The organism is Paraburkholderia caffeinilytica (genome assembly GCF_051027425.1).
Lineage (GTDB): Bacteria > Pseudomonadota > Gammaproteobacteria > Burkholderiales > Burkholderiaceae > Paraburkholderia > Paraburkholderia caffeinilytica_A.
Genome location: NZ_CP186553.1, coordinates 3,304,748 through 3,328,908, shown reverse-complemented (window position 1 = coordinate 3,328,908; position 24,161 = coordinate 3,304,748). Strand labels below are relative to the sequence as shown.

The 24,161-nt window shown below is 60.2% G+C and carries 11 protein-coding genes, 2 tRNA genes and 3 rRNA genes; 13 read left to right on the top strand and 3 right to left on the bottom strand.

Going from position 1 to position 24,161, the window contains the following annotated elements; genetic code table 11:
- Window positions 1-64: 64 nt before the first annotated feature.
- From ACOSV0_RS35265 to ACOSV0_RS35230, 8 genes are all read left to right on the top strand, one after another.
- Window positions 65-1,270, top strand: coding sequence for a PLP-dependent aminotransferase family protein (locus ACOSV0_RS35265; RefSeq protein ID WP_434112514.1), 1,206 nt, complete (start codon window positions 65-67; stop codon window positions 1,268-1,270).
- Between the two features lie 481 nt (window positions 1,271-1,751).
- Window positions 1,752-3,542, top strand: coding sequence for a DUF2138 domain-containing protein (locus tag ACOSV0_RS35260; protein WP_434112512.1), 1,791 nt, complete (start codon window positions 1,752-1,754; stop codon window positions 3,540-3,542).
- Window positions 3,543-3,698: 156 nt separating this feature from the next.
- Window positions 3,699-4,400 carry a DUF1175 domain-containing protein gene (locus ACOSV0_RS35255; RefSeq protein ID WP_434112510.1) on the top strand — a complete coding sequence of 234 codons (702 nt, stop codon included), beginning with the start codon at window positions 3,699-3,701 and terminating at the stop codon, window positions 4,398-4,400.
- Window positions 4,397-9,196 (top strand): alpha-2-macroglobulin family protein, encoded by a 4,800-nt coding sequence (locus ACOSV0_RS35250; RefSeq protein ID WP_434112509.1) that lies wholly within the window; start codon window positions 4,397-4,399, stop codon window positions 9,194-9,196. The genes ACOSV0_RS35255 and ACOSV0_RS35250 overlap by 4 nt, the downstream gene beginning before the upstream one ends.
- Before the next feature lie 11 nt (window positions 9,197-9,207).
- Window positions 9,208-11,100: a DUF2300 domain-containing protein gene (locus ACOSV0_RS35245; RefSeq protein ID WP_434112507.1), complete on the top strand. Its 1,893-nt coding sequence runs from the start codon at window positions 9,208-9,210 to the stop codon at window positions 11,098-11,100.
- A gap of 158 nt (window positions 11,101-11,258) precedes the next feature.
- Window positions 11,259-12,083: a YfaP family protein gene (locus tag ACOSV0_RS35240; RefSeq protein WP_434112505.1), complete on the top strand. Its 825-nt coding sequence runs from the start codon at window positions 11,259-11,261 to the stop codon at window positions 12,081-12,083.
- 22 nt (window positions 12,084-12,105) lie between these two features.
- Window positions 12,106-12,903: a DUF2135 domain-containing protein gene (locus ACOSV0_RS35235; RefSeq protein WP_434112504.1), complete on the top strand. Its 798-nt coding sequence runs from the start codon at window positions 12,106-12,108 to the stop codon at window positions 12,901-12,903.
- Between the two features lie 429 nt (window positions 12,904-13,332).
- Entirely contained in the window at window positions 13,333-13,713 is a 381-nt protein-coding gene (locus tag ACOSV0_RS35230) for a hypothetical protein (protein WP_434112502.1), read from the top strand.
- A gap of 97 nt (window positions 13,714-13,810) precedes the next feature.
- On the opposite strand, the gene rpoD is transcribed toward ACOSV0_RS35230, so the two are convergent.
- Entirely contained in the window at window positions 13,811-15,805 is a 1,995-nt protein-coding gene (gene rpoD, locus ACOSV0_RS35225; protein ID WP_434112501.1) for an RNA polymerase sigma factor RpoD, read from the bottom strand.
- 806 nt (window positions 15,806-16,611) lie between these two features.
- Between rpoD and ACOSV0_RS35220 the strand changes: the two genes are divergently transcribed.
- From ACOSV0_RS35220 to rrf, 5 genes are all read left to right on the top strand, one after another.
- Window positions 16,612-18,142: ribosomal RNA gene (locus ACOSV0_RS35220) — 16S ribosomal RNA — on the top strand.
- A gap of 77 nt (window positions 18,143-18,219) precedes the next feature.
- Window positions 18,220-18,296, top strand: a tRNA-Ile gene (locus ACOSV0_RS35215).
- Between the two features lie 69 nt (window positions 18,297-18,365).
- Window positions 18,366-18,441 (top strand) — tRNA-Ala (locus ACOSV0_RS35210).
- Between the two features lie 340 nt (window positions 18,442-18,781).
- A 23S ribosomal RNA gene (locus tag ACOSV0_RS35205) occupies window positions 18,782-21,660 on the top strand.
- Between the two features lie 196 nt (window positions 21,661-21,856).
- A 5S ribosomal RNA gene (gene rrf / locus ACOSV0_RS35200) occupies window positions 21,857-21,969 on the top strand.
- Together the 16S, 23S and 5S rRNA genes with 2 tRNA genes alongside form the textbook arrangement of a ribosomal RNA operon.
- 308 nt (window positions 21,970-22,277) lie before the next feature.
- Here rrf and ACOSV0_RS35195 read toward each other — a convergent pair.
- Both ACOSV0_RS35195 and ACOSV0_RS35190 read right to left on the bottom strand, forming a co-directional pair.
- Window positions 22,278-22,742 (bottom strand): hypothetical protein, encoded by a 465-nt coding sequence (locus ACOSV0_RS35195; protein WP_434112499.1) that lies wholly within the window; start codon window positions 22,740-22,742, stop codon window positions 22,278-22,280.
- Window positions 22,743-23,223: 481 nt separating this feature from the next.
- Entirely contained in the window at window positions 23,224-24,069 is an 846-nt protein-coding gene (locus tag ACOSV0_RS35190) for a FadR/GntR family transcriptional regulator (protein WP_434116012.1), read from the bottom strand.
- Between the last annotated feature and the right edge of the window lie 92 nt (window positions 24,070-24,161).

The window sequence follows — 24,161 nt, the reverse complement described above, 5'->3', positions numbered from 1 at the left end:
CATCCGAACGATGGCCACAATCGATGCCGATCTTCCATCGATAAGATATAAGCGGCCCGCCACTATGTTCACGTTCAACCCCGCATTCGAAGCGCCGGCCGGTTCGCCGATCCGTGAGCTCTTCAAGTATCTGGCGCAGCCCGGCATGATTTCGTTTGCCGGCGGCTATCCGGCAAGCGATCTGTTCGACCGCGAAGGTCTCGACGCGGCCGCGGCGCGTGCGTCGCAGCAGACTACGCTCTGTCTGCAATATGGTCCAACGGATGGCCTTCCCGTTCTCAAGGAACAACTCGCGCATCTGATGACACGGCGCGGTACGCCGTGTACGCCGCAGGCATTGCTCGTCACGACCGGTTCGCAGCAAGGTTTCGATCTGCTGCTGCGCGTGATGGTCGCGCCCCGCGACGTGGTGCTGGTCGAGCAACCCGCTTATCCGGCGACCTTGCAGGCGCTGAAACTGCAGGAGGCCGATGTCGTGACCGTGCCGGTCGATCACGACGGGCTCGATGTCGCCGCGCTGGCCGCGTTGCTCGAAGCGGGCACATTGGCGCGGCCGCCGAAGCTGCTCTACACCGTCCCGACCTTTGCGAATCCAACTGGTGCAACCTTGTCGCTCGAGCGCCGCAAGGCGTTGTTGAAGCTGGCGGCGCGCCACCATTTTCTGATCGTCGAAGACGATCCCTATGGCGACCTCCGCTTCAGTGGAGCGGCGTTGCCGTCGCTGCTGGCGTTGAGCGATCAGGTGCCCGGCTCGCGCGACTGGGTTGTGCATTTTTCGAGTCTGTCGAAGATCGTCGCACCGGGTCTGCGGGTCGGCTGGATGGTCGCGCATGCGGAAATCTTGCGCCGTTGCGTGGTCGCCAAGCAAACGGTCGACCTGTGCAGTTCGCCGTGGACTCAGGCGATCGCCGCCGAATACCTCGCGAGCGGTGCGTTGGAGCGTCATCTGCCGCGGATAATCGATGCCTACTCCGTGAAGTGCCGCGAGCTATGCGACGCGCTCGATGAACATCTGGGCGACGCCATCGCGTTTCATCGTCCCGCCGGCGGCATGTTCGTGTGGGCGCGATTGAAGGGCGGGCAAAACGCGTCCGATTATCTGCATGCCTGTATCGAGCGCAACGCCATGTTCGTGCCGGGTGTCGCGTTCTATAAAGACAATATCGATCTGGCGGCGCTGCGCTTGTCATTTGCCGCGCCCGGTGTCGCTGAAATCGAAACCGGTGTGCAGAGAATGAAGCAGGCGCTAGCCCTCTTCGATAACGGCTAACTCGGCTAACGTGGCATTGGCGGAAAAGCAGTAAGGGCAATGCCTGAAATAACCCGGTGAGCACTCAGTGCGCAGCCGGGTTTTTTATGCAGGCGCTAAATCGCGGAGATTTAGCATAACGATCCCGATCCGGTAAAGCAGTGTAAGTCCACGCACGGCCGGACTATGTTCGCAGGCGCTCCTCCGCGGTGTTCGGGGCGGCAGGGGGCGTAAGCGCCACCATCCTTGTATGTCGTAGTCGCCTTCGCCTGCCGCTTATCTCAATCCGCCGCTTCGAATGGAAGCGCTTTCAAATAATTCAATCCCGCTCGTTCTGTATTTGCGTCAAACTCCTGAAACATGGCTGAATGTTAAATGGAGAGCGTCACTGGTTTTGGGCTAAAAATATCGGTTATCATCGCTGCCTTCGGCGAATGATTTCGATGAGTTAATTCATCGGGCATCCACGTTAATACCGTCGCATCGAACCAGAAAAAATCAGATGAAGATGTCGCGCAAAAAGATTGCAATCCTGGTAGTCGGTCTTCTGGTCGTGGCCGGCGTGGTCATTCAGGCGGTATGGCGTCCATTCGCGCATCGCAAAGCCGCCGAGACCGCCGAAGTCGTGCTCGATATTCATCATCCGGACGCGGTGATCGACAGCGAAGCGCTCTCGCGTTTACCGCGCGACATTTTGCGCGTACCGCTGTTGCACGACGTGCTGACTCAAGACTTCGTCGACTATTACGAATCGAACGACACGCGGCTGTCCGCAGAGGGCGCGCTCCGGCGTCTCGCGTTCGAACATCAACTGGACTGGCGCGATGAATTGATTCGCCGTGTATTCGACGAACCCGCGCATGTGTTGCTATGGCGCTCGCCGGACGGCCGCCTCGGCTACTGGGTGATGTCGATGCACCGTAACGGTCTGGCGAAACTGCTGCAGGGCTTCGGCAACGTCGCCGCCAGCGATTCGCAGTTGAGCCAGGTCGCCAAACTCTCCGGCGACGTACCCGTCTATGCACTGAAGCTGGCCGTTGGCCGCACGATTCTGTTCGCGACGAAAGACGACCGCCTTGTCGTGATGTCCGCGCCCGGCGTGCTGCTCGACGCGAAAGGCAGCTTGCTGAGCGAGCGGGCCGATGCGGTGTCCGGGATGCTTTCGTCAGGCGGCGACGATGCAGCGCGCGCCTATCACCTGGACGCGCCTGGCGATGCGCCGAAGGGGCACCGGCTGGTGGTGTCGGCGAATTATCTGTCGTTTGGCTATCAGGCGTTTTTCTCCGGTATCGACGCACTGCGATTCGATTTTTCGACCAACGGCAATGCCGCGGCGAACTGGCAGACCTCCGCGCTGATCGAGCCGGGCAAGCTGCCTCAGGAGTGGAATAGCGCCGACTTGTGGCGCGCATTGCCGGCCAATCCGGCGGCGTGCGCGAGCTTGCCGGCCGACTGGAAAGAGGCGTCGGGTCTGTTGGGCAAAGTTGCGGCTGTGGGCGCGGATGGCGCCGCTGCGATCGGCGATCAGCTCGCCGGCCCCGCGGCCGTCTGTTGGTACGCGAAGTCCACGCTGGTCGCGCCGGTCTTCGTCGCCCGCCTGAAGACTCAAGACACGGCGAGCATCGCTGCGCTGAAGACCGCACTCGATAAGACCTTTGGCGACGTGATCGGCGCGTACGAAGCGAAGGCCGCCAAATCCGGCGACGCTGATTCGGGCTATCTTCGCTTGCCGGTCACGAAGCACGATCAGGGCGCCGACGTCACCGTGTGGCAACGGCCGGTCAGTGCGCGCTCGGGTACCGCTGTGTCCAGCAAGGCGCCGTTTGCCGCGCAACTGTCGGCGGAGCGCTACTTCCCGGTGACGCTCGCTTTGGCGCACGGTTATCTGATTTTCTCCCCGGATTCGCGTCTTGTCGACGACACGCTCGCCGTGCTCGACAAGCGTTATCCGGCGCTCGCCGATACGCTCGCACCGCAGCGTCTGCCGCGCACGATTCTCACGCTGACGCCTTCGGCAGCGGCGGCGTTGATCGAACGCGAAGCGGGCGCGGCGTTGCCGGCGGATCAGGAAGCGGTGTTCCGCAATGCGTCGCGCACTCATCTCGTGCCGAAACTGCATGCGCTCGCCCATTACCCGCCGGTTTCACTGACATTGCCGCAGAACTTGCCCGGTTCCACGGGTTGGGTGCCGGTGGAGTGGTGGTTCGATCGTGCGAAGGCGGGTGCGGATTCCGGCGCCACGGCGGGAGTGGCAGATTCGCCTGCGGATCAGCCCGGCACCGAGGGCGATTAAGTGCGCCGCCTTCACGTCCCCGACGTGGCATTCGCGACGAATGCGTGCGCGCAGGCGTGGGCACGTAAGGGCGCGTCTGAATCCGCACATGTTGCGCATTGGGTGACAGACACCTTTGATACTTCCGCCACGACAAGTGCAGGCGCTACGCCGCGCATGTCTCATGCTGCTCGCACATCACGCCGCGTCTGGCTGACTCGCGCGGCTTCAGCGCTTGTCATGGCCGGCCTCGCGCCTTATGCAAACGCGCTCACCAGCACCACGGCATCGCTCGATCCCGATGCGTTTTCACCGCAGCAATCCGCCGCGTTTCGCGCCTGGTTCGTGCGTATCGTCGACCAGCAAATGCGCCGCGGCCCGACGCCGCGCTGGACGCAACGTGATTGCGCAGGCCTTGTGCGCTTTGCCGTCGGCGAGACGCTCAAACCGCATGACAGCAAATGGCTGCGCGCCAACGGCATGACCAGTCTCGCGGATGCCAGCAGCATGCCGCCCGAACTGCAACTGTCCGCATCGCAACGCGGAATCGCGAATCGCTGGACCCAACTCGACGGTTCCACCGGCGCGTACGCATCGGCGATCGCACTGATTCAACGCAATAGCCGTTTTGTTTCGAAGGACGTGAATCAGGCGCTGCCCGGCGACCTGCTGTTCTTCGACCAGGGCGACGACCAGCATCTGATGATCTGGCTGGATCGCTACATCGCTTATCACACAGGCACCGTTACGCCGACCGATACCGGTTTGCGCGCCGTGGCCGTCTCCGACCTGATGCAATGGAAAGATTCCCGCTGGCAGCCGCTCGACGGCAATCCGAATTTCGTTGGCGTGTTTCGTTTGGACTTTCTGACACCATGACCCGAATGAACTTCGTCACTGCGTCGCGCGCCTGGCTCGGCAATTTACATCGTCGCGCGGGCATTGCCGCGCTCGCGGTTCTCGCGGCCATGGCGTTCGCCATCGCACCGGCGGCCCATGCCGACGACGACGCGTCGAGCACCGCCGCCGATACCAACATCGCCGCGAATCCGACGCTGCAAACGGCGCCGTCGAGCAACTTCGCGTCGCAGAAGGTCGACGGTCAGCCGTTCTTCCTGCTCTCGGACGCGAGTTTCGGCAGCGATCAGTTGGCGCTGGTGCGTCTGGAAGCGCCCGGCCGCGAGTTCAAGGATGCGCTGCAAGCGTATGGCGGCGCGGACATCGTCGTGTATCGCGTGCCGAAGCCGTTGGATTTTTTGAAGGCGCAGAAGAATCTGCATCGCCTGAATGTCGCGCCGAACTATCAGGGCGAAGGGCTGGCGAATACGCTGGCTTATCTGTGGGACCGCTGGTTCACCGAAGCACGCCGCGCCTGGCAACGCGTGCTGTCGTTCGCGACACGTAGCAAGGCGACGGAAGCCGAACCGCAATTCAAGCTCGGCGAGCAGACCGGCAAGCAGACGCAATTCCAGCAGAACTCGCAATTCGCGCCGCTGAAAGGCTACGACATGGTTGCACGCTTTCGCTATCCGATCTGGGACGCGAAAGTGATTGCGCCGCCGAAGGGTGTGAATCTCGAAGGCAGCAGCAGTAACTTTATCGAGGCGAGTTCGGGCAACGTGATGATCCCGGTCGGCAAGCTGCCGCCGGGGCTGTATATCGTCGAGGCGGTGATCGGCAACTATCGCGCACATACCTTGCTGTTCGTGTCCGACACGGTCGCGGTTGTGAAAGCAGCGTCGAGCGGCATGCTGGTGTGGACGGCGCGGCGCGATAACGGCAAACCGGTTCCGAATACCGACATAAGTTGGACTGACGGCGTAGGCGTGCTGCAAAGCGGCGCCACCGGCAGCGACGGCGCGTTGGTGCTGCAACATGTGAGCCCCGAGCGCAGTTACGTGCTCGGCACCGATCCGCAAGGCGGCGTGTTCGTCTCGGAGAATTTCTATTACGACAGCGAGATCTACAACACCAAGATCTACGCGGTGACCGATCGCCCGATGTACCGTCCGGGCGATGCGGTGCACGTGAAATTCATCGGCCGTACATTCCAGAATGCGACGCAATCTACCGCGCCTGCCGAGGCCGATATCAAGCTCGACGTGCTCGATCCGAACGGCGCGCCGGTGGCGACCAGCAAGGTGCATTTCGCTTCCGATACGGGCGCGGATACGTCCTTCACGTTGCCCGCCGATGCCACCGCCGGTGGCTATACGCTGCGCTTCGACTACAACGGCGATGTATACGGCAGCGCATTTCGCGTCGCCGAATATGTGAAGCCGCACTTCGACGTCAATCTATCGATGGATAAGGCCGATTACGCAACCGGCGAGCAACTGAAGGGCAAGATCCAGTTGCGCTATCCGGACGGCAAGCCGGTGCGAGATAGCAAGATTTCAGTCACGCTGCGCGCGCAGAAAGTGACGATCGTCGATGGTGAACTGCGCTATGCAGGGCTGTTTCCGGTGAAGCTGGAACAACAGGAACTCACGACCGACAGCGACGGCAACGCAAGCCTCACACTGCCCGCTGCGAAAGAACCGAGCCGTTATGCACTGACGCTGTTCGCGCAGGATGGCGCGGCCTACAAAGTGCGTGTGACGCGTGAGGTGCTGATCGCACGCGGCGCGACGCCTTATCGTCTGTCGACAGCCAAGTCGTTTTCGCAACCGAAGGAAGCGGTCAATTTCGATCTGCAAGCGCTCGGCACGATCGATCCGTCGTCACATGCGCCGGCCAGGTGGGAATGGACGCGCCTCGAATCGCAAACTCACGGCGAAGGCGCGCTCAAAGGCGCAACGGCGGGCGGCAAGCTGTCCTTCCCGGTGCAATTCGACGAGCCGGGTTCGTACATGCTGTCGGTCAAGGACGACACCGGCAATCTGCTCGCCGCCGCGAGTCATTGGGTGGCGGGCGACGGTTTGAAGGCGATTCCTGGCAGCGTCGAGATCGTGTTCGATCGCGACAGGTACAAGATTGGCGATACCGCCGAGGCGCTGATCACGTTTCCGATGCCGGTCGACGATGCCTTGCTGACGCTGGAGCGCGACAACGTCGAACGTCGTGCCTTGCTGACAGCAGGCGGCGACTGGTTGCAACTGCAACGTGTAGCGCCCACGCAATGGAAAGCGCGCATTAAAGTGGGCGAAGCATTCGCGCCGAACATGACGTTCTCGGTGCTGTACGTGCATGCCGGCGAATACGTGTTCCAGAACGCGGGCATCGTGGTCGCGCAGCCGCAGATCGAACTGAATGTGAAAAGCGACAAGCCGGTGTACGGTCCGGGCGATACGGTCACGCTCAACTTCGACAGCACGCTGAACGGCAAACCGGAAGCGGCGAATCTGACGGTGAGCGTGGTCGATGAAATGGTCTACGTGCTGCAGCCGGAAATCGCGCCGAATATCGTCGATTTTTTCTATCATCCGCGCCGCAACAATGTGCGGACGTCGTCGAGTCTGTCGTTCATTACGTACGACCTTGCACGCTCGCCATTGAAGGGCGCGCCGGGCGGTCCGCAGCGCGCCAACTATAACGAGCGCGGTGTGAAGGTGCTCGAACGGCCGCGTCGTGACGATCAGGACACGGCCGCGTGGGAAGGCACGCTGAAAACCGACGCGAGCGGTCACGCCACCATGACCTTCAAGATGCCGGATTCGCTGGCGCGCTGGCGCGTCACCGTGCGCGCGGCGGCGCCGGATGGCATGGTCGGTCAACGTACTGCGTATGTGCGTTCGGACAAGGCGCTGTATCTCAAGTGGAGCGGACCGTCGCATTTCCGTGTCAACGATCAGCCGGCTATTGACATGATCGCCTTCAATCAGACCGACGCGGATATGGATGCCGAGTGGGTGGTCGACGGCGGCGGTCTCTCGTTGAACCAGAAGGTCACGCTTAAGCGCGGTGCGAACTATTTGCGTCTGCCGACCGGCGCATTGAAGGCGGGGGTGATCAATGCGAGCTTGCGGCGTGCGGGTAAGGACGTGGACCGTCTGCAGACCACCATTCGGCTCGATGCGAGCGGCTGGCTCGATCTGCATCAGAACACGGTGGCGCTCGACGGCTCGAACAAGCCGCTCAATCTGCCGCAAGATGCGCAGGACGTCAGCGTGCGTTTCATCGGCAGTGCCGCGAGCCAGTTCTCGCGTGTCGCCGACGATCTGATCAATTACCCGTACGGTTGCGCCGAGCAGACGTCGAGCCGCCTGATTCCGCTGGCACTCGCGCACGATGCCATCGGCCGCGGCCTCAGTGGTGACGGCGTCGCGAGTTCCACGCCGGGGCTCGAAGCGCTATTGCGCAATCAGCGGCAGCGTCTGGCGATGCTGGCGGGTGTCGGCGGCACGTTCGGCTGGTGGGGCGATACGACGGGCGGCAGCTCGCTGATCACCGCCTATGCGTACTACGCGGACTGGCTCGCGAGCCGCAGCCTCGGCATTACGCTGCCCGCCGACAACTGGCAGCATGCGATGGATGTCTATCGCGATGCCGGTGCGAAAGAACCGCTGCTGCATCGCGCGCTGGCGCTCTGGTTCATGCAGCAGATGGGCTTGCCGGTCGCGACGCCGGTGTCGGGTGTTGCGGCGGATTTGATGAGCGATGCGGCGGCCACGGGCAAAGCGGCGTCTGGTAACGCCACGTATGGCGCGTCGGACAGCATCGTGTTCGCGCAAGCCGATTCGCCGCGCGGCAAGCAGATGGCGACGTTACTGATCGCCAACATGGCGCGCGGCGCGAGTGCTCAACTGCCGGATGGCTTCGATGTGGCGGCGAGTGCTGCGCGTACGGCATTGGCTAACGATCCTGCGCCGCTCGTGCAGAGCCTGCTTTACATGACAGGCGGTGACAGTGGCGCTGTGATTGATGCATCGGCCCTGCTCGCGAAGAGCAGCGCGGACTATCCGACGCTCGATCGTGCGCTCACGTTGCTGTGGGTGCGCAAAGCGCTCGGTGGCGATGTGGCCGTGGCTTCACTGCCTTCGCTGCAAGGCGCGGGCTGGACGCGTGCTGCGACTCCGACCGGCACGCCGCTGTGGAAGTGGAGCGGTGCTGCTTTGCCGGCCACGCTCGATGCAGGCGCCGCGCGTACCGATGTCAACGCGCTAGTGTCGTTCCGCAGCCATACGAGCGAGGACAGTCGCTTGAACATCACTGTCGCGCGCCGGTTCTACAAGCTGGAGCCGCTTGAAGTGAAGGCCGATCCGAAGAAGTCCGGCGGTGCCGAAAGCCAAATGGGCCGCTCGGCATTCACCGCGCGGCTGGTAAAGCCAGGCGACGCGATCGACAGCAATGCGCTGTATGTCGACGAAGTCACGCTCACGCCACGCTCCGGCAACGCATACCACTACGGTCTGCTCGACGTGCCGTTGCCGCCGGGCGGCGATGTCGAGGCGACTAGCTGGGGTGTTTCGATCGACGGTTTGCCGGGCGAGAAGGAAGGCGTAAGCGGTCCGCAGCCGTTCGCGCGTGCCGCTTCGTATGAGATGGGCGAGTTGGCCTATCACCAGCCGGTGCCCTTGCTCGATCGTCCGGTGACGCTGCGGCAACTGGTGCGCTTTGCGTTGCCGGGTACGTTCGCATTGCCGCCCGCGCGCTACTTCCGCATGTATCAGCCGGACGCCAAGGCGTTCGAAGGCGGCAAGAGCGATCGCGTGACGACCCTGCGTATTCAATAGGCGGGATCGCTATGTTCTCCGCTCTTTGGCACTCGCGTGATCGTCTTGCAGCTATGCTGCGGATTGCGCTCGTGGTGGGAGCGGGGTGTGTTTTTGGTGGTGCGGGTGTGGCTGCGGCGATGGCATCGTCGACTGGATCATTGGCTGTGGGAGCAAGTTCATCGCCGACCGCATCGCTAAATGTGCCGTCAACGTTGTCGCCAGGCACACTGCCAAGGCCGACGCCGACCGCGTCGCCAATCTCGTCATCCACTGCGTCGTCCGCCGCGTCCTCGGCGCTGCACTTCGCCTGGTTGCGCGACGGTCAGGCGCAGCTTTGGCAGTTCAACGCTGGTGGCGCTGCAGACGGCCTCGCGCCACAGTCCGCACAGCCCTTGCCGGCGACGCTCGAGACGCCGCTCGGCAGCGTGTGGAAGCTGTTCGTCTACGGTTATCTGGTCGATCGCAATATCGCCACGCCGGATTACACCTGCAGCGGCGGCGATCCTGAAGAAGTGTATTGCTGCATGACGGGTGGTCACATCGATCGCGAGCATGCGCTGGTGCAATCGTGTGGACGATTTTTCGAACCCGCGCGCCTGCAACTCGATCCCGCCGATTGGCGCAAGTATTGGACGGCCGCGCATGCGCCCGCCTGGCTGCGCGATCTGCACGCGATGACGCCCACGCACCGCGTGCCGGTGACCGACCTGCTCGCGGCCCTGCAAGCGATGCCGGCGAAGCCGCGCGAAGCGGCGGCGAGCACGCTGGTGTCGGTGCTGACGAGCGGACGCGGCGAAGGCACCGTGTCGCTATACGGCAGCGTGCTGCGTGCCAAAACATGGACGATGCCGGACCCCGCGCGGCCTGGCGCCTCGATTGGCGGCGCGGCAGGCTGGCTCGCCGACGGCACGCCGGTGTGGCTGGGCGGCCCCGGCGGCAGCGTGCGCGTACTGGCCGCCGCAGCGCCGCGCATCGCACCCTTGCTCACGCAAATCACCATACCGGACGACAACGCGTGCGTGCTGGTCGATTTCTTCAGCCGCTATCCGATTCGCCAGGTGCTCGGCGACAAAGGGCCGGCAGCGGTGCCGGATGGGCCGCTGCGTGGCGATTTCCGGATTGGTTTCGTCAACGGCAACTGGGCGCGCGTGGAAAGCCGCGGCGAACTGCGGCTCGATCGCGATGCTGCAGGTGCGCCGCAAGTGGTCGGACGCTTCGGCATGAATGACTACGTCGCGCGGGTGGTCGAGCGGGAAGGCGACACGAGCCAGCCGGAAGCGGCGAAAGCGTTGGCGGTGGCGGCGCGATCCTACGTCGTGCAGCATGGCAATCACGATCACGGCTGCTTCCGCATCGACGACAGCAGCAGCACGCAGCGCGTCCTGCCGCGCGCACCGACCGCTGCGGCGCGCCGTGCGGCCGATCTGACCGACGCGCTGGTGCTCACCGGCGTGCCGGTTCAGTATCACCACGACAAGGCGGCGCCCGGTCAGATGAGCTGGCTTGCCGCGAAAGCGTCGGCGCAAACCGGTCTCACATTCGACGCCATTCTGTCCCGCACCTGGCCGCAGGCGACCTTGACGTCGTTCGAGAGCCCGTTGTCCGGCGATTGCATCCAGGTGGCCGGCGCTCAACAGTGGCTGCAGCGCAACGCGCCGTTGTGGGCGCGCCGCATGGATGGCGCGGCCGGCTACGAGACGCCTGATCTGCCGGCCGTGTGCGCGGTGCGTGAGGGGCGGCCCTATGCGGACGCGCAGCGCAATCGCGTGTACGTGTATCGCCTGCAAACCGAAGAGGACCGCATCGCATTGGCGCATGAATATATTCACCTCGCGTTCCAGCATCATCCGCGTGGCCTTGATGAGGCGTTCGTCGAGCGTACCGCGCGCACGCTGATTCGTACCGATAATCCGATCCAATGAATACCGTCTCGCGCTCGCTTTCTGTCGTGTTCCGCGCGCTTCCTGTGATGCGCAGCGTTCGAATTCCTGCGGCCGTTGCTTTGGCATCTCTTATGCAGTGTGTTCGAGTTCGCGTGGCAGTTAGCTTGCCACCTCATATGCAGAGTGTTCGAGTTCGCATGGCAATCGCCATGACCTCGGTTGCACTGGCGGCGAGTCTGGCGACGAATGTGCAAGCCGCTGGCGCGGATGACGGCGGCAGTGGCGGCGCGCTCGCCGACCTCACCGGCGCGTTCGGCGGCTGGCGTCACAGCGGGCTGACGAACGAAGGCGAGCACTTCGTCGCGGCGTATCCCCGGCCGCCCGTCGACCGAGGCGCGCAGCGCTATCGCACGCTGATCGAAGGGCGCCTGAAACATATCGACAAACACGCGCGCAGGCCGCCGACGCTGGTCGTCAACGGCAACCCCACACCGCTCTATACCGACGACGAAGGCGCATTCGCGCGGCCGTGGGCATTCGGCGCGGGTTCGAACAGCATCGAACTGATTTCCGCCGACGGCAAGCAGCGCCAGCGCATGCAGTTCTACGAAGCCGATCGCAGCAAGCCGCAGGCGAAGCTGCGCGCGATCGTCACGTGGGGCGATCCGAAAGCGCAGGTGGATCTGCACGTGATCACGCCGGACGGTCTGCACGCGTTCTTCGCCAACCCGACGCTCGAAGACGGCAGCGGCTTCGACGTCGATTCGGTGGACGGCGCGGGGCCGGGGATATTTTCATCGACGGCGCCCGAGCACGGTACGTGGCTGTTCTTTCTGAACTACTGGGGCAACTTCGATTCGACCGGCTACAACTTCGACGCCGCCGCGCACGAGCGCGACGTGATTACCGCGACGTTGACGCTGGTGTTCAATGAAAACACGCCGAACGAGCGGCGTGAAACGATGGTCGTGCCGCTGCGCAAGATCGGCGACCTGCAGCTCGTGAAAAGCGAGCGACTCTGACAGCGGGATGGGAGCAGTGACGATGAAGGTCAAGACGACGGGTTGGGTGAAGGCTGGCTGGATGGTGCTCGTCGTCGCCTGTTTGCAGGCTGCGACGCTGGCGCACGCGAGCGACATCGACTTCGGCGCGCCGCTGAACGGCTGGCGCAACACCAGCGGCGACAGCGAGCGCTATACGCAGGACGTGCATTACCCGGCGGTGACGGTCACGACGCCGGAAGGGCAGTCGAAGTTCGCGCTGATCGAGGGGCAAATCCGCAACGCGCCGAAGAAGAAGGGCACCACGGTGGGTACGCTGGTGGTCGACGGTACGCCGTTGCCTCAGCGGGTGGAGGAAGACGGCAAGTTTTCGCGACCCTACGCGTTTCCGTCCGGCAGCAATAGCGTTGAACTGCGCGCGCCGGATGGTTCGCGCAAGCGCGTGCAGTTTTACGACGCGTACAGCGGCAAGACCCAGCCGAAGTTGCGCATCGTGCTTGCATGGGACACCGACGGGACCGATCTGGATTTGCATGTGGTCTCGCCGGACGGCGTGCATACCTGGTATGGCGATCGTGTGGCGCCAAGCGGCGGCGCGCTCGACGTGGATGTGACGACCGGCTATGGGCCGGAGATTTACTCGTCGGCGGCGCCGTTGAAGGGCACTTATCTGGTGTACGTGAATTATTACGGCAACGGGAACAGCGGCAGCGATATCACCGTCGCGCAGGTGACGATCATCACGAACGAGAATACGCCGGACGAGAAGAGCGAAACGATTCGCGTGCCGATGCGTAAGCCGGGCGAGTTGACGCTCGTGAAGACGTTTGTGATGCCTTAAGCCTCTGAGTCCTGAGTCCGCGTATTTTGCCCGCGGAGCCGTATGCTCCACCGCTTTCGACCTCGTGCGAGCAGAGGGTGAAATCTCAACATGCTCAACGACTTGTGTGAGTCTTGCGCAGGATATCCACAGGCTTGCGAACAATTTGTGTGGATAAACGCGAGCGCTACCGGTGGAAGCTACGCTGCCCGGTTGGCTCGGATCGGTTACGCACGCCGTTGATACGCACGTTGTTCGGCGGACCGAGCGTGGCCGGAATTGCGCTTACCTTTCCTTACCGATGCTCAAGATCTGGCTGGCGTGCGCCGATAGACCTCGTAACCGGCTGTGTGTCGAGTCGTGATTTCGTGCAGGCATATGTGCGTGCTTGTTTGAACTGTGACCCTGGATCAGGCGGTGCATGCCTTGGGTCAAGTAGAGGAGGTTGTGATGCAAATCGACAGTGCGTTGCCGTCAACACTGCCGGCTCCGGACCGCGCAATCACGAAAAGCGTATCTGAGGACGACGGCACGGCCAGCCAGAGTGCATTGTCTGAAGAACCCGGACAGGACTCCGCTGTTCATATCTCCGCCGAGGGCGCCGCGGCGGCTGCACAGGACGCGAGTGCGGCTCAGGGCGATGCTTCGGGTGATTCAACGGGGGAGAGCGCTTCGACTAGCGACGTGTCGGCGGCGAAGTCGTTTGCATACGGCACGCTCGGCCTCGAGCGGCCGGATCAGCCGCAGGAAACGCACAATGCGTTTTACACGGCAGGGCGTTGGCTGGCAGCGGGCCTTACGATAGGCGGGATCATTTCTTTGCTTGCTTGAGGCGCCGCCGTCGAGCCGGTCGACGCGCCATGCATTTGTGCATTTGTGTACGGCATGCGCTTGCCGTGCATGATGCACGACAAGCGCAACGACCTGCTTAACGGTCGAGGAACGACTTCAGGCGATCTGCGCGGCTCGGATGCATCAGCTTACGCATTGCCTTGCTTTCGATCTGACGGATCCGCTCGCGCGTGACGTCGAACTGCTTGCCGACTTCTTCGAGCGTGTGGTCCGACTTCGTGTTGATGCCGTAACGCATACGCAGCACCTTTGCTTCGCGCGGCGACAGCGAATCGAGTGCGTCGTCGATGGCGGCGCGCAAGTCGGCCTGCATCGCTGCGTCAGCCGGCGAGGAAGCGGCCGAATCTTCGATCATGTCGCCGAGCGTGGCGTCGCCGTCGTCGCCGACCGGCGTTTCCATCGACACCGGCTGCTTGGCGATCTTCAGAATGCCGCGCACTTTCTCTTCCGACAGTTCCATGCGTTCTGCCAGCACCGACGGATGGGCTTCCTGACCGGTCTGCTGCAAGATCTCGCGCGAAATGCGGTTGAGCTTGTTGATCGTTTCGATCATGTGCACCGGCACGCGAATCGTGCGCGCCTGATCGGCGAGCGAACGCGTGACAGCCTGGCGAACCCACCACGTTGCATACGTCGAAAACTTCCAGCCGCGGCGGTATTCGAACTTGTCCACTGCCTTCATCAAACCGATGTTGCCTTCCTGGATCAGATCGAGGAACAGCATGCCGCGGTTCACGTACTTCTTCGCGATCGAGATCACGAGACGCAGATTCGCCTCGATCATTTCGCTCTTGGCCTTGCGCATCTTCGACTCGGCCGCGACCATCTGACGATTGATCTCTTTCAGATGCTTGAGCGGCAGCGAAACGGTTGCTTCGATGTCGATCAGCTTCTGCTGTTCCGACTGGATTGCCGGCAGATGACGCTCCAGCGCCGCACCGAATGACGACGCACCGCGCGCGGCACGTTCGGTCCAACCCAGGTCGGCTTCATGACCCTTGAACGATTCGATGAACTGCTCGCGTGGCATGCCGCTCTTCGTCACGACGATTTGCAGAATGTTGCGCTCGATCGCGCGAACCTGCGCGACCTGGCTTTGCACGTCGCCGCACAGGCGGTCGATGGTGCGAGCCGTGAAGCGGATCTTCGCGAGGTGTTGCTGGATCTCTTCGCGGGCGCGCAGGTAGGCCTTCGAGCTGACGTCGCCGCGCGTGTGCGAGGCGTTCTGCTGGTCGGACAGGATGCCGACTTGCGCGAAGATTTCCAGGCAGTCGCTCGTGAGTTGCTTCAGGCGTGCTTCGTCTGCTGCCGAGGAGTCGGCCGGACCGGCGTCGTCTTCTTCGTCATCGTCGCTGTCTTCGTCTTCGGTTGCGTCGGCGTCGACATCTGCCGTGTCCGCGCTCGTGTCTTCCGCGGCGACCGTCTCTTCGTTCAGACCGTCGACCAGTTCGTCGATTCGCAGCTCGCCGTCAGCGACTTGCTGGGCGCTCGCCAGAATGGCGGAGATCGCGAGCGGGCAAGCGGCAATCGCCTGCACCATTTCGTGAAGACCGTCTTCGATGCGCTTGGCAATCGCGATTTCGCCCGCGCGGGTCAGCAGCTCGGTTGCGCCCATTTCGCGCATGTACATGCGCACGGGGTCGGTCGTACGGCCGAACTCGGAATCCACGGTCGACAACGCGACTTCGGTTTCCTCGTCTGCCTGATCGTCCGACACCACGGCGGGGGCGTTCGAGTTGAGCAGCAGGGTCTCCGCATCCGGAGCCTGCTCGTAGACCGCCACGCCCATGTCGTTGAAGGCGCTGACGATGCTGTCGATCGCCGCCGTCTGCGCGAAGTTGTCGGGCAGGTGGTCATTGATCTGCGCGTGGGTCAGGTAGCCTTGCTCCTTGCCCAGCTGGATCAGCGCGCGCATCTGGCGCTGGCGCTCTTCGGCTTGTTGCGGCAGCAGTTCAGCCGCTACGGGGATCGCCTTGCCTGCGCCTTTGCCCTTGGCTGTACGGCCGGCGGGCGCTTTGGCAGTGTATCCGGCAGTTTCGTGTTGCGAATCTTCGCGATCAAAAGGGTTCACGTATTCTCCTCTAGAGGCTTCGCTATGAGACGCAAGACGCTACCGTCAGGCGTTTCGAGCATGGCTCAACATCACCTGAGTGACTCAACGCGGTTGTTTGGCTGTGCTCTGGGGAGCAAAAAAGATGAGCCCGCACTAAGCGGGCCGATAGAAATGTGCGAAATTCGCGCGGCTCGCATTATATACGACCTTGCGCCTTCGCGCTCATTGTGAACACACCATTTTGTCGGGCACTCTTGTTGCAGGCTCCCTCGCGTCCCGCTGGTCATGGGCGGGTGCTCGGTACGAGCGGCGTGCAGACCATTCGTCGCGCCTAACGACAAGCTTCCTACTATAGATGAACTCACGCACCCTCACACGGCGTGCTCGCATTTTGCCACCTCGCTATATATAGGGGCGCCGTAGCAGGATGCAAGTTATGGCGTTGATTCGCTCTTGACCCAAAGAAAATTCACAAAAGGGGGTTGACGACCTGCCGACCGTTCTCCATAATCTCGTTTCTCTGCTGCAGATGCAGCGACGCAGAACGAAGCGGTGCCGGTGGTTGTTGTGTATGCGACACGGTGCGGTTTTGGTGGTGAATGCGGATCGATCTTTAAAAATTAACAGCCGATAAGTGTGGGCGCTTGATGCGCGACGCGCGCCGGAGCCTTCGGGGTCCGGCATAAGCGAAAGTATCAAGTCTCACACTAGTATTAAAGGAAGGTTTTCCTGTCGGGGTGGATTCACGCCGATGGGATGATCATTCGTCAGTACGTTGAGTGAGCGACCGGGTTCGAAAGAGCCCGAAAAACAGTAACAGGTTTGAACTGAAGAGTTTGATCCTGGCTCAGATTGAACGCTGGCGGCATGCCTTACACATGCAAGTCGAACGGCAGCACGGACTTCGGTCTGGTGGCGAGTGGCGAACGGGTGAGTAATACATCGGAACGTGTCCTGTAGTGGGGGATAGCCCGGCGAAAGCCGGATTAATACCGCATACGCTCTACGGAGGAAAGGGGGGGATCTTAGGACCTCTCGCTACAGGGGCGGCCGATGGCAGATTAGCTAGTTGGTGGGGTAAAGGCCTACCAAGGCGACGATCTGTAGCTGGTCTGAGAGGACGACCAGCCACACTGGGACTGAGACACGGCCCAGACTCCTACGGGAGGCAGCAGTGGGGAATTTTGGACAATGGGCGCAAGCCTGATCCAGCAATGCCGCGTGTGTGAAGAAGGCCTTCGGGTTGTAAAGCACTTTTGTCCGGAAAGAAAACCTCCGCCCTAATATGGTGGGGGGATGACGGTACCGGAAGAATAAGCACCGGCTAACTACGTGCCAGCAGCCGCGGTAATACGTAGGGTGCAAGCGTTAATCGGAATTACTGGGCGTAAAGCGTGCGCAGGCGGTTCGCTAAGACAGATGTGAAATCCCCGGGCTTAACCTGGGAACTGCATTTGTGACTGGCGGGCTAGAGTATGGCAGAGGGGGGTAGAATTCCACGTGTAGCAGTGAAATGCGTAGAGATGTGGAGGAATACCGATGGCGAAGGCAGCCCCCTGGGCCAATACTGACGCTCATGCACGAAAGCGTGGGGAGCAAACAGGATTAGATACCCTGGTAGTCCACGCCCTAAACGATGTCAACTAGTTGTCGGGTCTTCATTGACTTGGTAACGTAGCTAACGCGTGAAGTTGACCGCCTGGGGAGTACGGTCGCAAGATTAAAACTCAAAGGAATTGACGGGGACCCGCACAAGCGGTGGATGATGTGGATTAATTCGATGCAACGCGAAAAACCTTACCTACCCTTGACATGTATGGAACCCTGCTGAGAGGTGGGGGTGCCCGAAAGGGAGCCATAACACAGGTGCTGCATGGCTGTCGTCAGCTCGTGTCGTGAGATGTTGGGTTAAGTCCCGCAACGAGCGCAACCCTTGTCCCTAGTTGCTACGCAAGAGCACTCTAGGGAGACTGCCGGTGACAAACCGGAGGAAGGTGGGGATGACGTCAAGTCCTCATGGCCCTTATGGGTAGGGCTTCACACGTCATACAATGGTCGGAACAGAGGGTTGCCAAGCCGCGAGGTGGAGCCAATCCCAGAAAACCGATCGTAGTCCGGATCGCACTCTGCAACTCGAGTGCGTGAAGCTGGAATCGCTAGTAATCGCGGATCAGCATGCCGCGGTGAATACGTTCCCGGGTCTTGTACACACCGCCCGTCACACCATGGGAGTGGGTTTTACCAGAAGTGGCTAGTCTAACCGCAAGGAGGACGGTCACCACGGTAGGATTCATGACTGGGGTGAAGTCGTAACAAGGTAGCCGTATCGGAAGGTGCGGCTGGATCACCTCCTTTCTCGAGCTAACGTGTCAATGCGTTGAGCGCTCACGCTTATCGGCTGTGAATTAGGACAGTAAGTCAGACAGACTGAGGGGTCTGTAGCTCAGTCGGTTAGAGCACCGTCTTGATAAGGCGGGGGTCGATGGTTCGAATCCATCCAGACCCACCATTGTCTTGTCTGCGATGGCTGCGCTAGTCGATGAACCCTGAAGTGTGATGATGCTATCTGTGCATGACTGGGGGATTAGCTCAGCTGGGAGAGCACCTGCTTTGCAAGCAGGGGGTCGTCGGTTCGATCCCGTCATCCTCCACCAATCTTCAATGCCGGTTTTACTGCGGCAAGCCCTGAAAGGGGTTTGCGGTGTAGTGAAACAGGCATTGGCGATTGAGCCAGTCAGAGTGATACGCGGTTATAGCAATCGTGATATCGGCTGTCGTTCTTTAACAATCAGGAAGAAGTAGTAAAGAGATTCACGAAAGCATACTTAGAGATGGGTGTGTGAGTAGGTGAATCAGGGTTGTGATTGTATCAATGTATTTTTAAGTGATCGAAAGATTGCTTTGGAATACGGCGCAACACGAATACTCAACCTGTAGCGATTGTGGCGAAGGTGGCATTCCCAGTGAATGACACATGAGACACACCCGTTATAGGGTCAAGCGAACAAGTGCATGTGGTGGATGCCTTGGCGATCACAGGCGATGAAGGACGCGGTAGCCTGCGAAAAGCGACGGGGAGCTGGCAAACGAGCTTTGATCCGTCGATGTCCGAATGGGGAAACCCACCTCTTTTGAGGTATCCGTAACTGAATACATAGGTTACGTGAAGCGAACGCGGTGAACTGAAACATCTAAGTAACCGCAGGAAAAGAAATCAACCGAGATTCCCAGAGTAGTGGCGAGCGAAATGGGATCAGCCTGTACTCTTTATTCTTATTGTTAGTCGAAGGCTCTGGAAAGTGCCGCCATAGCAGGTGATAGCCCTGTAGACGAAAACAGTTTGAAAGAACTAGGTGTACGACAAGTAGGGCGGGACACGTGAAATCCTGTCTGAAGATGGGGGGACCATCCTCCAAGGCTAAATACTCGTGATCGACCGATAGTGAACCAGTACCGTGAGGGAAAGGCGAAAAGAACCCCGGGAGGGGAGTGAAACAGATCCTGAAACCGCATGCATACAAACAGTCGGAGCCTCGCAAGGGGTGACGGCGTACCTTTTGTATAATGGGTCAGCGACTTACATTCAGTGGCAAGCTTAACCGATTAGGGCAGGCGTAGCGAAAGCGAGTCCGAACAGGGCGTTCAGTCGCTGGGTGTAGACCCGAAACCAGGTGATCTATCCATGGCCAGGATGAAGGTGCGGTAACACGTACTGGAGGTCCGAACCCACTAACGTTGAAAAGTTAGGGGATGAGCTGTGGATAGGGGTGAAAGGCTAAACAAACCTGGAAATAGCTGGTTCTCTCCGAAAACTATTTAGGTAGTGCCTCGTGTATCACCTTCGGGGGTAGAGCACTGTCATGGTTGTGGGGTCCATTGCGGATTACTACGCCATAGCAAACTCCGAATACCGAAGAGTGCAATCACGGGAGACAGACATCGGGTGCTAACGTCCGGTGTCAAGAGGGAAACAACCCAGACCGCCAGCTAAGGTCCCCAAATATTGCTAAGTGGGAAACGAAGTGGGAAGGCTAAAACAGTCAGGAGGTTGGCTTAGAAGCAGCCATCCTTTAAAGAAAGCGTAATAGCTCACTGATCGAGTCGTCCTGCGCGGAAGATGTAACGGGGCTAAGCAATATACCGAAGCTGCGGATGCACATTTATGTGCATGGTAGGAGAGCGTTCCGTAAGCCTGCGAAGGTGCACTGGAAAGTGTGCTGGAGGTATCGGAAGTGCGAATGCTGACATGAGTAGCGATAAAGGGGGTGAAAGGCCCCCTCGCCGTAAGCCCAAGGTTTCCTACGCAACGTTCATCGGCGTAGGGTGAGTCGGCCCCTAAGGCGAGGCAGAAATGCGTAGCTGATGGGAAGCAGGTTAATATTCCTGCACCATTGTTAAATGCGATGGGGGGACGGATCGCGGAAGGTTGTCCGGGTGTTGGAAGTCCCGGTCCTTGCATTGGAGAAGGCGCTTTGGCAAATCCGGGCGCGGAATTCAAGGGTGCGAGGCCATTCACTTAGGTGAAGAAGCAACTGGAAGTGGTTCCAAGAAAAGCCTCTAAGCTTCAGTTTAACAGGACCGTACCGCAAACCGACACAGGTGGGCGAGATGAGTATTCTAAGGCGCTTGAGAGAACTCGGGAGAAGGAACTCGGCAAATTGGTACCGTAACTTCGGGATAAGGTACGCCCCTGTAGCTTGACTGGCCTGCGCCAGAAGGGTGAAGGGGTTGCAATAAACTGGTGGCTGCGACTGTTTAATAAAAACACAGCACTCTGCAAACACGAAAGTGGACGTATAGGGTGTGACGCCTGCCCGGTGCCGGAAGATTAAATGATGGGGTGCAAGCTCTTGATTGAAGTCCCGGTAAACGGCGGCCGTAACTATAACGGTCCTAAGGTAGCGAAATTCCTTGTCGGGTAAGTTCCGACCTGCACGAATGGCGTAACGATGGCCACACTGTCTCCTCCCGAGACTCAGCGAAGTTGAAGTGTTTGTGATGATGCAATCTCCCCGCGGCTAGACGGAAAGACCCCATGAACCTTTACTGTAGCTTTGCATTGGACTTTGAACCGATCTGTGTAGGATAGGTGGGAGGCTATGAAGCGTGGACGCCAGTCTGCGTGGAGCCGTCCTTGAAATACCACCCTGGTTTGTTTGAGGTTCTAACCTTGGTCCGTTATCCGGACTGGGGACAGTGCATGGTAGGCAGTTTGACTGGGGCGGTCTCCTCCCAAAGTGTAACGGAGGAGTACGAAGGTACGCTAGGTACGGTCGGAAATCGTGCTGATAGTGCAATGGCATAAGCGTGCTTAACTGCGAGACCGACAAGTCGAGCAGGTGCGAAAGCAGGTCATAGTGATCCGGTGGTTCTGTATGGAAGGGCCATCGCTCAACGGATAAAAGGTACTCTGGGGATAACAGGCTGATACCGCCCAAGAGTTCATATCGACGGCGGTGTTTGGCACCTCGATGTCGGCTCATCTCATCCTGGGGCTGTAGCCGGTCCCAAGGGTATGGCTGTTCGCCATTTAAAGAGGTACGTGAGCTGGGTTTAAAACGTCGTGAGACAGTTTGGTCCCTATCTGCCGTGGGCGCTGGATATTTGAAGGGGGCTGCTCCTAGTACGAGAGGACCGGAGTGGACGAACCTCTGGTGTACCGGTTGTCACGCCAGTGGCATCGCCGGGTAGCTATGTTCGGAAGAGATAACCGCTGAAAGCATCTAAGCGGGAAACTCGCCTTAAGATGAGATATCCCCGGGGCTTCGAGCCCCTTGAAGGGTCGTTCAAGACCAGGACGTTGATAGGTCAGGTGTGGAAGCGCAGTAATGCGTTAAGCTAACTGATACTAATTGCCCGTAAGGCTTGATCCTATAACAGGTGTGTTTCGTTTCGGGTTGCGCTTTAGCGCTTAGCCGAAACAACCCCCGCAGGGGGCAGCACACAGGTTGAGATCAGTGTTGTGCCGGAAACAACACAACCCCCGAATCTCCCTCTGGTGAGCATCACCAGAAACTACTTCTTCCAGATTGGCTGTCTTGCCCCAAGGCACTACAGCAACAAGTCATGCCTGATGACCATAGCGAGTCGGTCCCACCCCTTCCCATCCCGAACAGGACCGTGAAACGACTCCACGCCGATGATAGTGCGGATTCCCGTGTGAAAGTAGGTAATCGTCAGGCTCCCCTGCAGCAACAGAAACCCCACCCCGCAAAGGTGGGGTTTCTGCGTTTACGGCGGCAGCAACCGGCCCGGAAAAGCAGACCCGGAAAGCAGATCCGCTACGCGGCTGCACCATCACGGCTGCCACGCCAGGGCTACGCGCCGGTTCCCCGGCGCTCACTCCTTCCCGATCCGCAACACGTTCGCGTAACCCGTCAGCCCGGATAAACGTGCCTGATCCCAGTAGCGTGTCACACACAGACAAAGACACGCACGACGACACGCGGCATACAGGCCGTCGACCAGATCCATTCAGCCGTACTACCGGCTAAGCCCGTTTCCGTACCGGCGCCTGATACGACATGCCCGCGGTAAAGCGGTCGAGTCGTTCGCTGGCGTCAGTGACCGCCCAGAGAGGCGCGCTGTGCAATTGTCGATCGTAATTCGTTGCGATTTCGGCGAAAAGCGTGAAGCCCGTGCTGTCCAATTTCCACTCGCCGGTCTCACGGCCGGCATCAAACACCGCTGCCACCGCACGCTCCGCCGCACCGAGTTGTTCGCCAGTCATCGAGCCGAAGCCGGATTCGGCCAGAAAGCCCGTCAACAGCATGACCTGCGTGAGCGTTTGCGCGTCGCTCGTGCTGCCGGTGCCGCGGTGCAAGGCGTCGAGTGCCAGATGCACGCGCAGTGCGAGGTCGTCCGCGATCTGCCGGGCGATCGGCAACAGCATGGCTTTGCCATGCCGCGCACGCGCCACGCCGGCGTTACGGGAGAATGGAATAGCTTGTGCCATGAAGGTCCAATGTTTATGCCTGTGCAGATGCAATAACGGCGTGGACGGCAAAAGGTTGAGGCCCCGACTGCAACGGTCGTATAACTAACCGGCAGTCGAGCCCGACAGCCGGTCGCTTCGAAGGCGGACCACCGTAGCGCACATCACGTACGTGAGCTTTCATTCCACTCGTCTGCTAGCTTTCGATTTCCCACTATCCGGCCGTAGCGTTTCGTTGAACCGCTTGCGGAACCACCGATGTCCCACATCACTGTGGTCTCCGGCGTATCGGAACAGTTGCCTGGTCAGATCGGGCTATTTCGTCGGCAGCAGGTCCGATGTCGTCATGAGGCTAAGCAGCGCTGCAGCTACTCGGGCCGGCATCCGCGACACCACCGGTACCGGACAACTCGACGTCATACCCGGAATCAAGCCCACGCCCGCACAGCACCCCCATCGGCATCGAACAACTCAGCATCACAGCGAGGACTAAGCAAACGCTCTAATCCTCCACCGCATCATCAGCCGGTGCGACACTACGCGCCCTCACGCGCCGGCGAATCTCAGAGTCGAGAATCAGCCGGCCACGCAACTTGCCCTTCATCCGCTTCACATAGCGTGGCGCTTCGGTCATGTGGACCACCATCAACTCGCGTACCTTTTCCACGTCACGTTCGCGCGCCGCTTTCGTGATCGCTTTGTGAATCTTCACGTTGGCGAGGCCGAAGCGTTCATGTTCGGCTTGCGGCGTATCGTTACGAAACTCGATCAATTGCCGGATCATTTCGTTGATCAGTTCGCAACTGAAGCGCAGAAACGGATTCGGATTTGCCGCCGCGAGGATGTCGTGAAAATTCACGTCTTCCTGACGTTGCCGCACGATGTCCTGCCCTCCTTGCGACGAAGCTGGCCGATCGCAGCATGCAATGCTTGCTTCGAGTGCCTCGAAATCCTGCTCCGTCAGATGCGGCACAGCACCTGCCGCCAACTCCGGCTCCAGCAATTTGCGTACGGTGTAAATGTCGTCGATCGATACATCCTTGAAGAACAGGTAGTTCTGCAAGAGCTGTAACGTGCGATCAAGCGGCACTTCGACCACCATGCCGCCGCCGCTTGGACCCGTGGTCACCTTGATGAGACCTTGCACCTCGAGCGACTTCAGCGCCTCGCGAATCGTGCTTTTGCTCACCGAAAAGAGCTGCTGTAGTTCCACCTCGCGCGGTAGGCGGTCGCCCGGTTTCAGATCCTTCTCCGTGATGAGCCGCTTGATCTCCTCGGCGACCAGATCGCCGCGCTTTTGCTGCTTGATCTCAATCGCGGCGCCAGCCTTGGCGCGGTCCATGGCCATTTTCGATGCTCCCATTTTGTCCTGCCTGCTCTTCCAACGAGTCCGTCATGGCACGGAAAGCCGTGCCGTCGCCGCCAGGAATTTTGCCTTAT

What these genes read in the sequence shown, in the direction of transcription:
- ACOSV0_RS35230 (WP_434112502.1), top strand. Translation starts at nt 13,333, where the DNA reads ATGCAAATCGACAGTGCGTTGCCGTCAACACTGCCGGCTCCGGACCGC.
- ACOSV0_RS35265 (WP_434112514.1), top strand. Translation starts at nt 65, where the DNA reads ATGTTCACGTTCAACCCCGCATTCGAAGCGCCGGCCGGTTCGCCGATC.
- ACOSV0_RS35255 (WP_434112510.1), top strand. Translation starts at nt 3,699, where the DNA reads ATGTCTCATGCTGCTCGCACATCACGCCGCGTCTGGCTGACTCGCGCG.
- ACOSV0_RS35245 (WP_434112507.1), top strand. Translation starts at nt 9,208, where the DNA reads ATGTTCTCCGCTCTTTGGCACTCGCGTGATCGTCTTGCAGCTATGCTG.
- ACOSV0_RS35250 (WP_434112509.1), top strand. Translation starts at nt 4,397, where the DNA reads ATGACCCGAATGAACTTCGTCACTGCGTCGCGCGCCTGGCTCGGCAAT.
- ACOSV0_RS35260 (WP_434112512.1), top strand. Translation starts at nt 1,752, where the DNA reads ATGAAGATGTCGCGCAAAAAGATTGCAATCCTGGTAGTCGGTCTTCTG.
- ACOSV0_RS35195 (WP_434112499.1), bottom strand. Translation starts at nt 22,742, where the DNA reads ATGGCACAAGCTATTCCATTCTCCCGTAACGCCGGCGTGGCGCGTGCG.
- ACOSV0_RS35240 (WP_434112505.1), top strand. Translation starts at nt 11,259, where the DNA reads ATGGCAATCGCCATGACCTCGGTTGCACTGGCGGCGAGTCTGGCGACG.
- ACOSV0_RS35235 (WP_434112504.1), top strand. Translation starts at nt 12,106, where the DNA reads ATGAAGGTCAAGACGACGGGTTGGGTGAAGGCTGGCTGGATGGTGCTC.
- ACOSV0_RS35190 (WP_434116012.1), bottom strand. Translation starts at nt 24,069, where the DNA reads ATGGCCATGGACCGCGCCAAGGCTGGCGCCGCGATTGAGATCAAGCAG.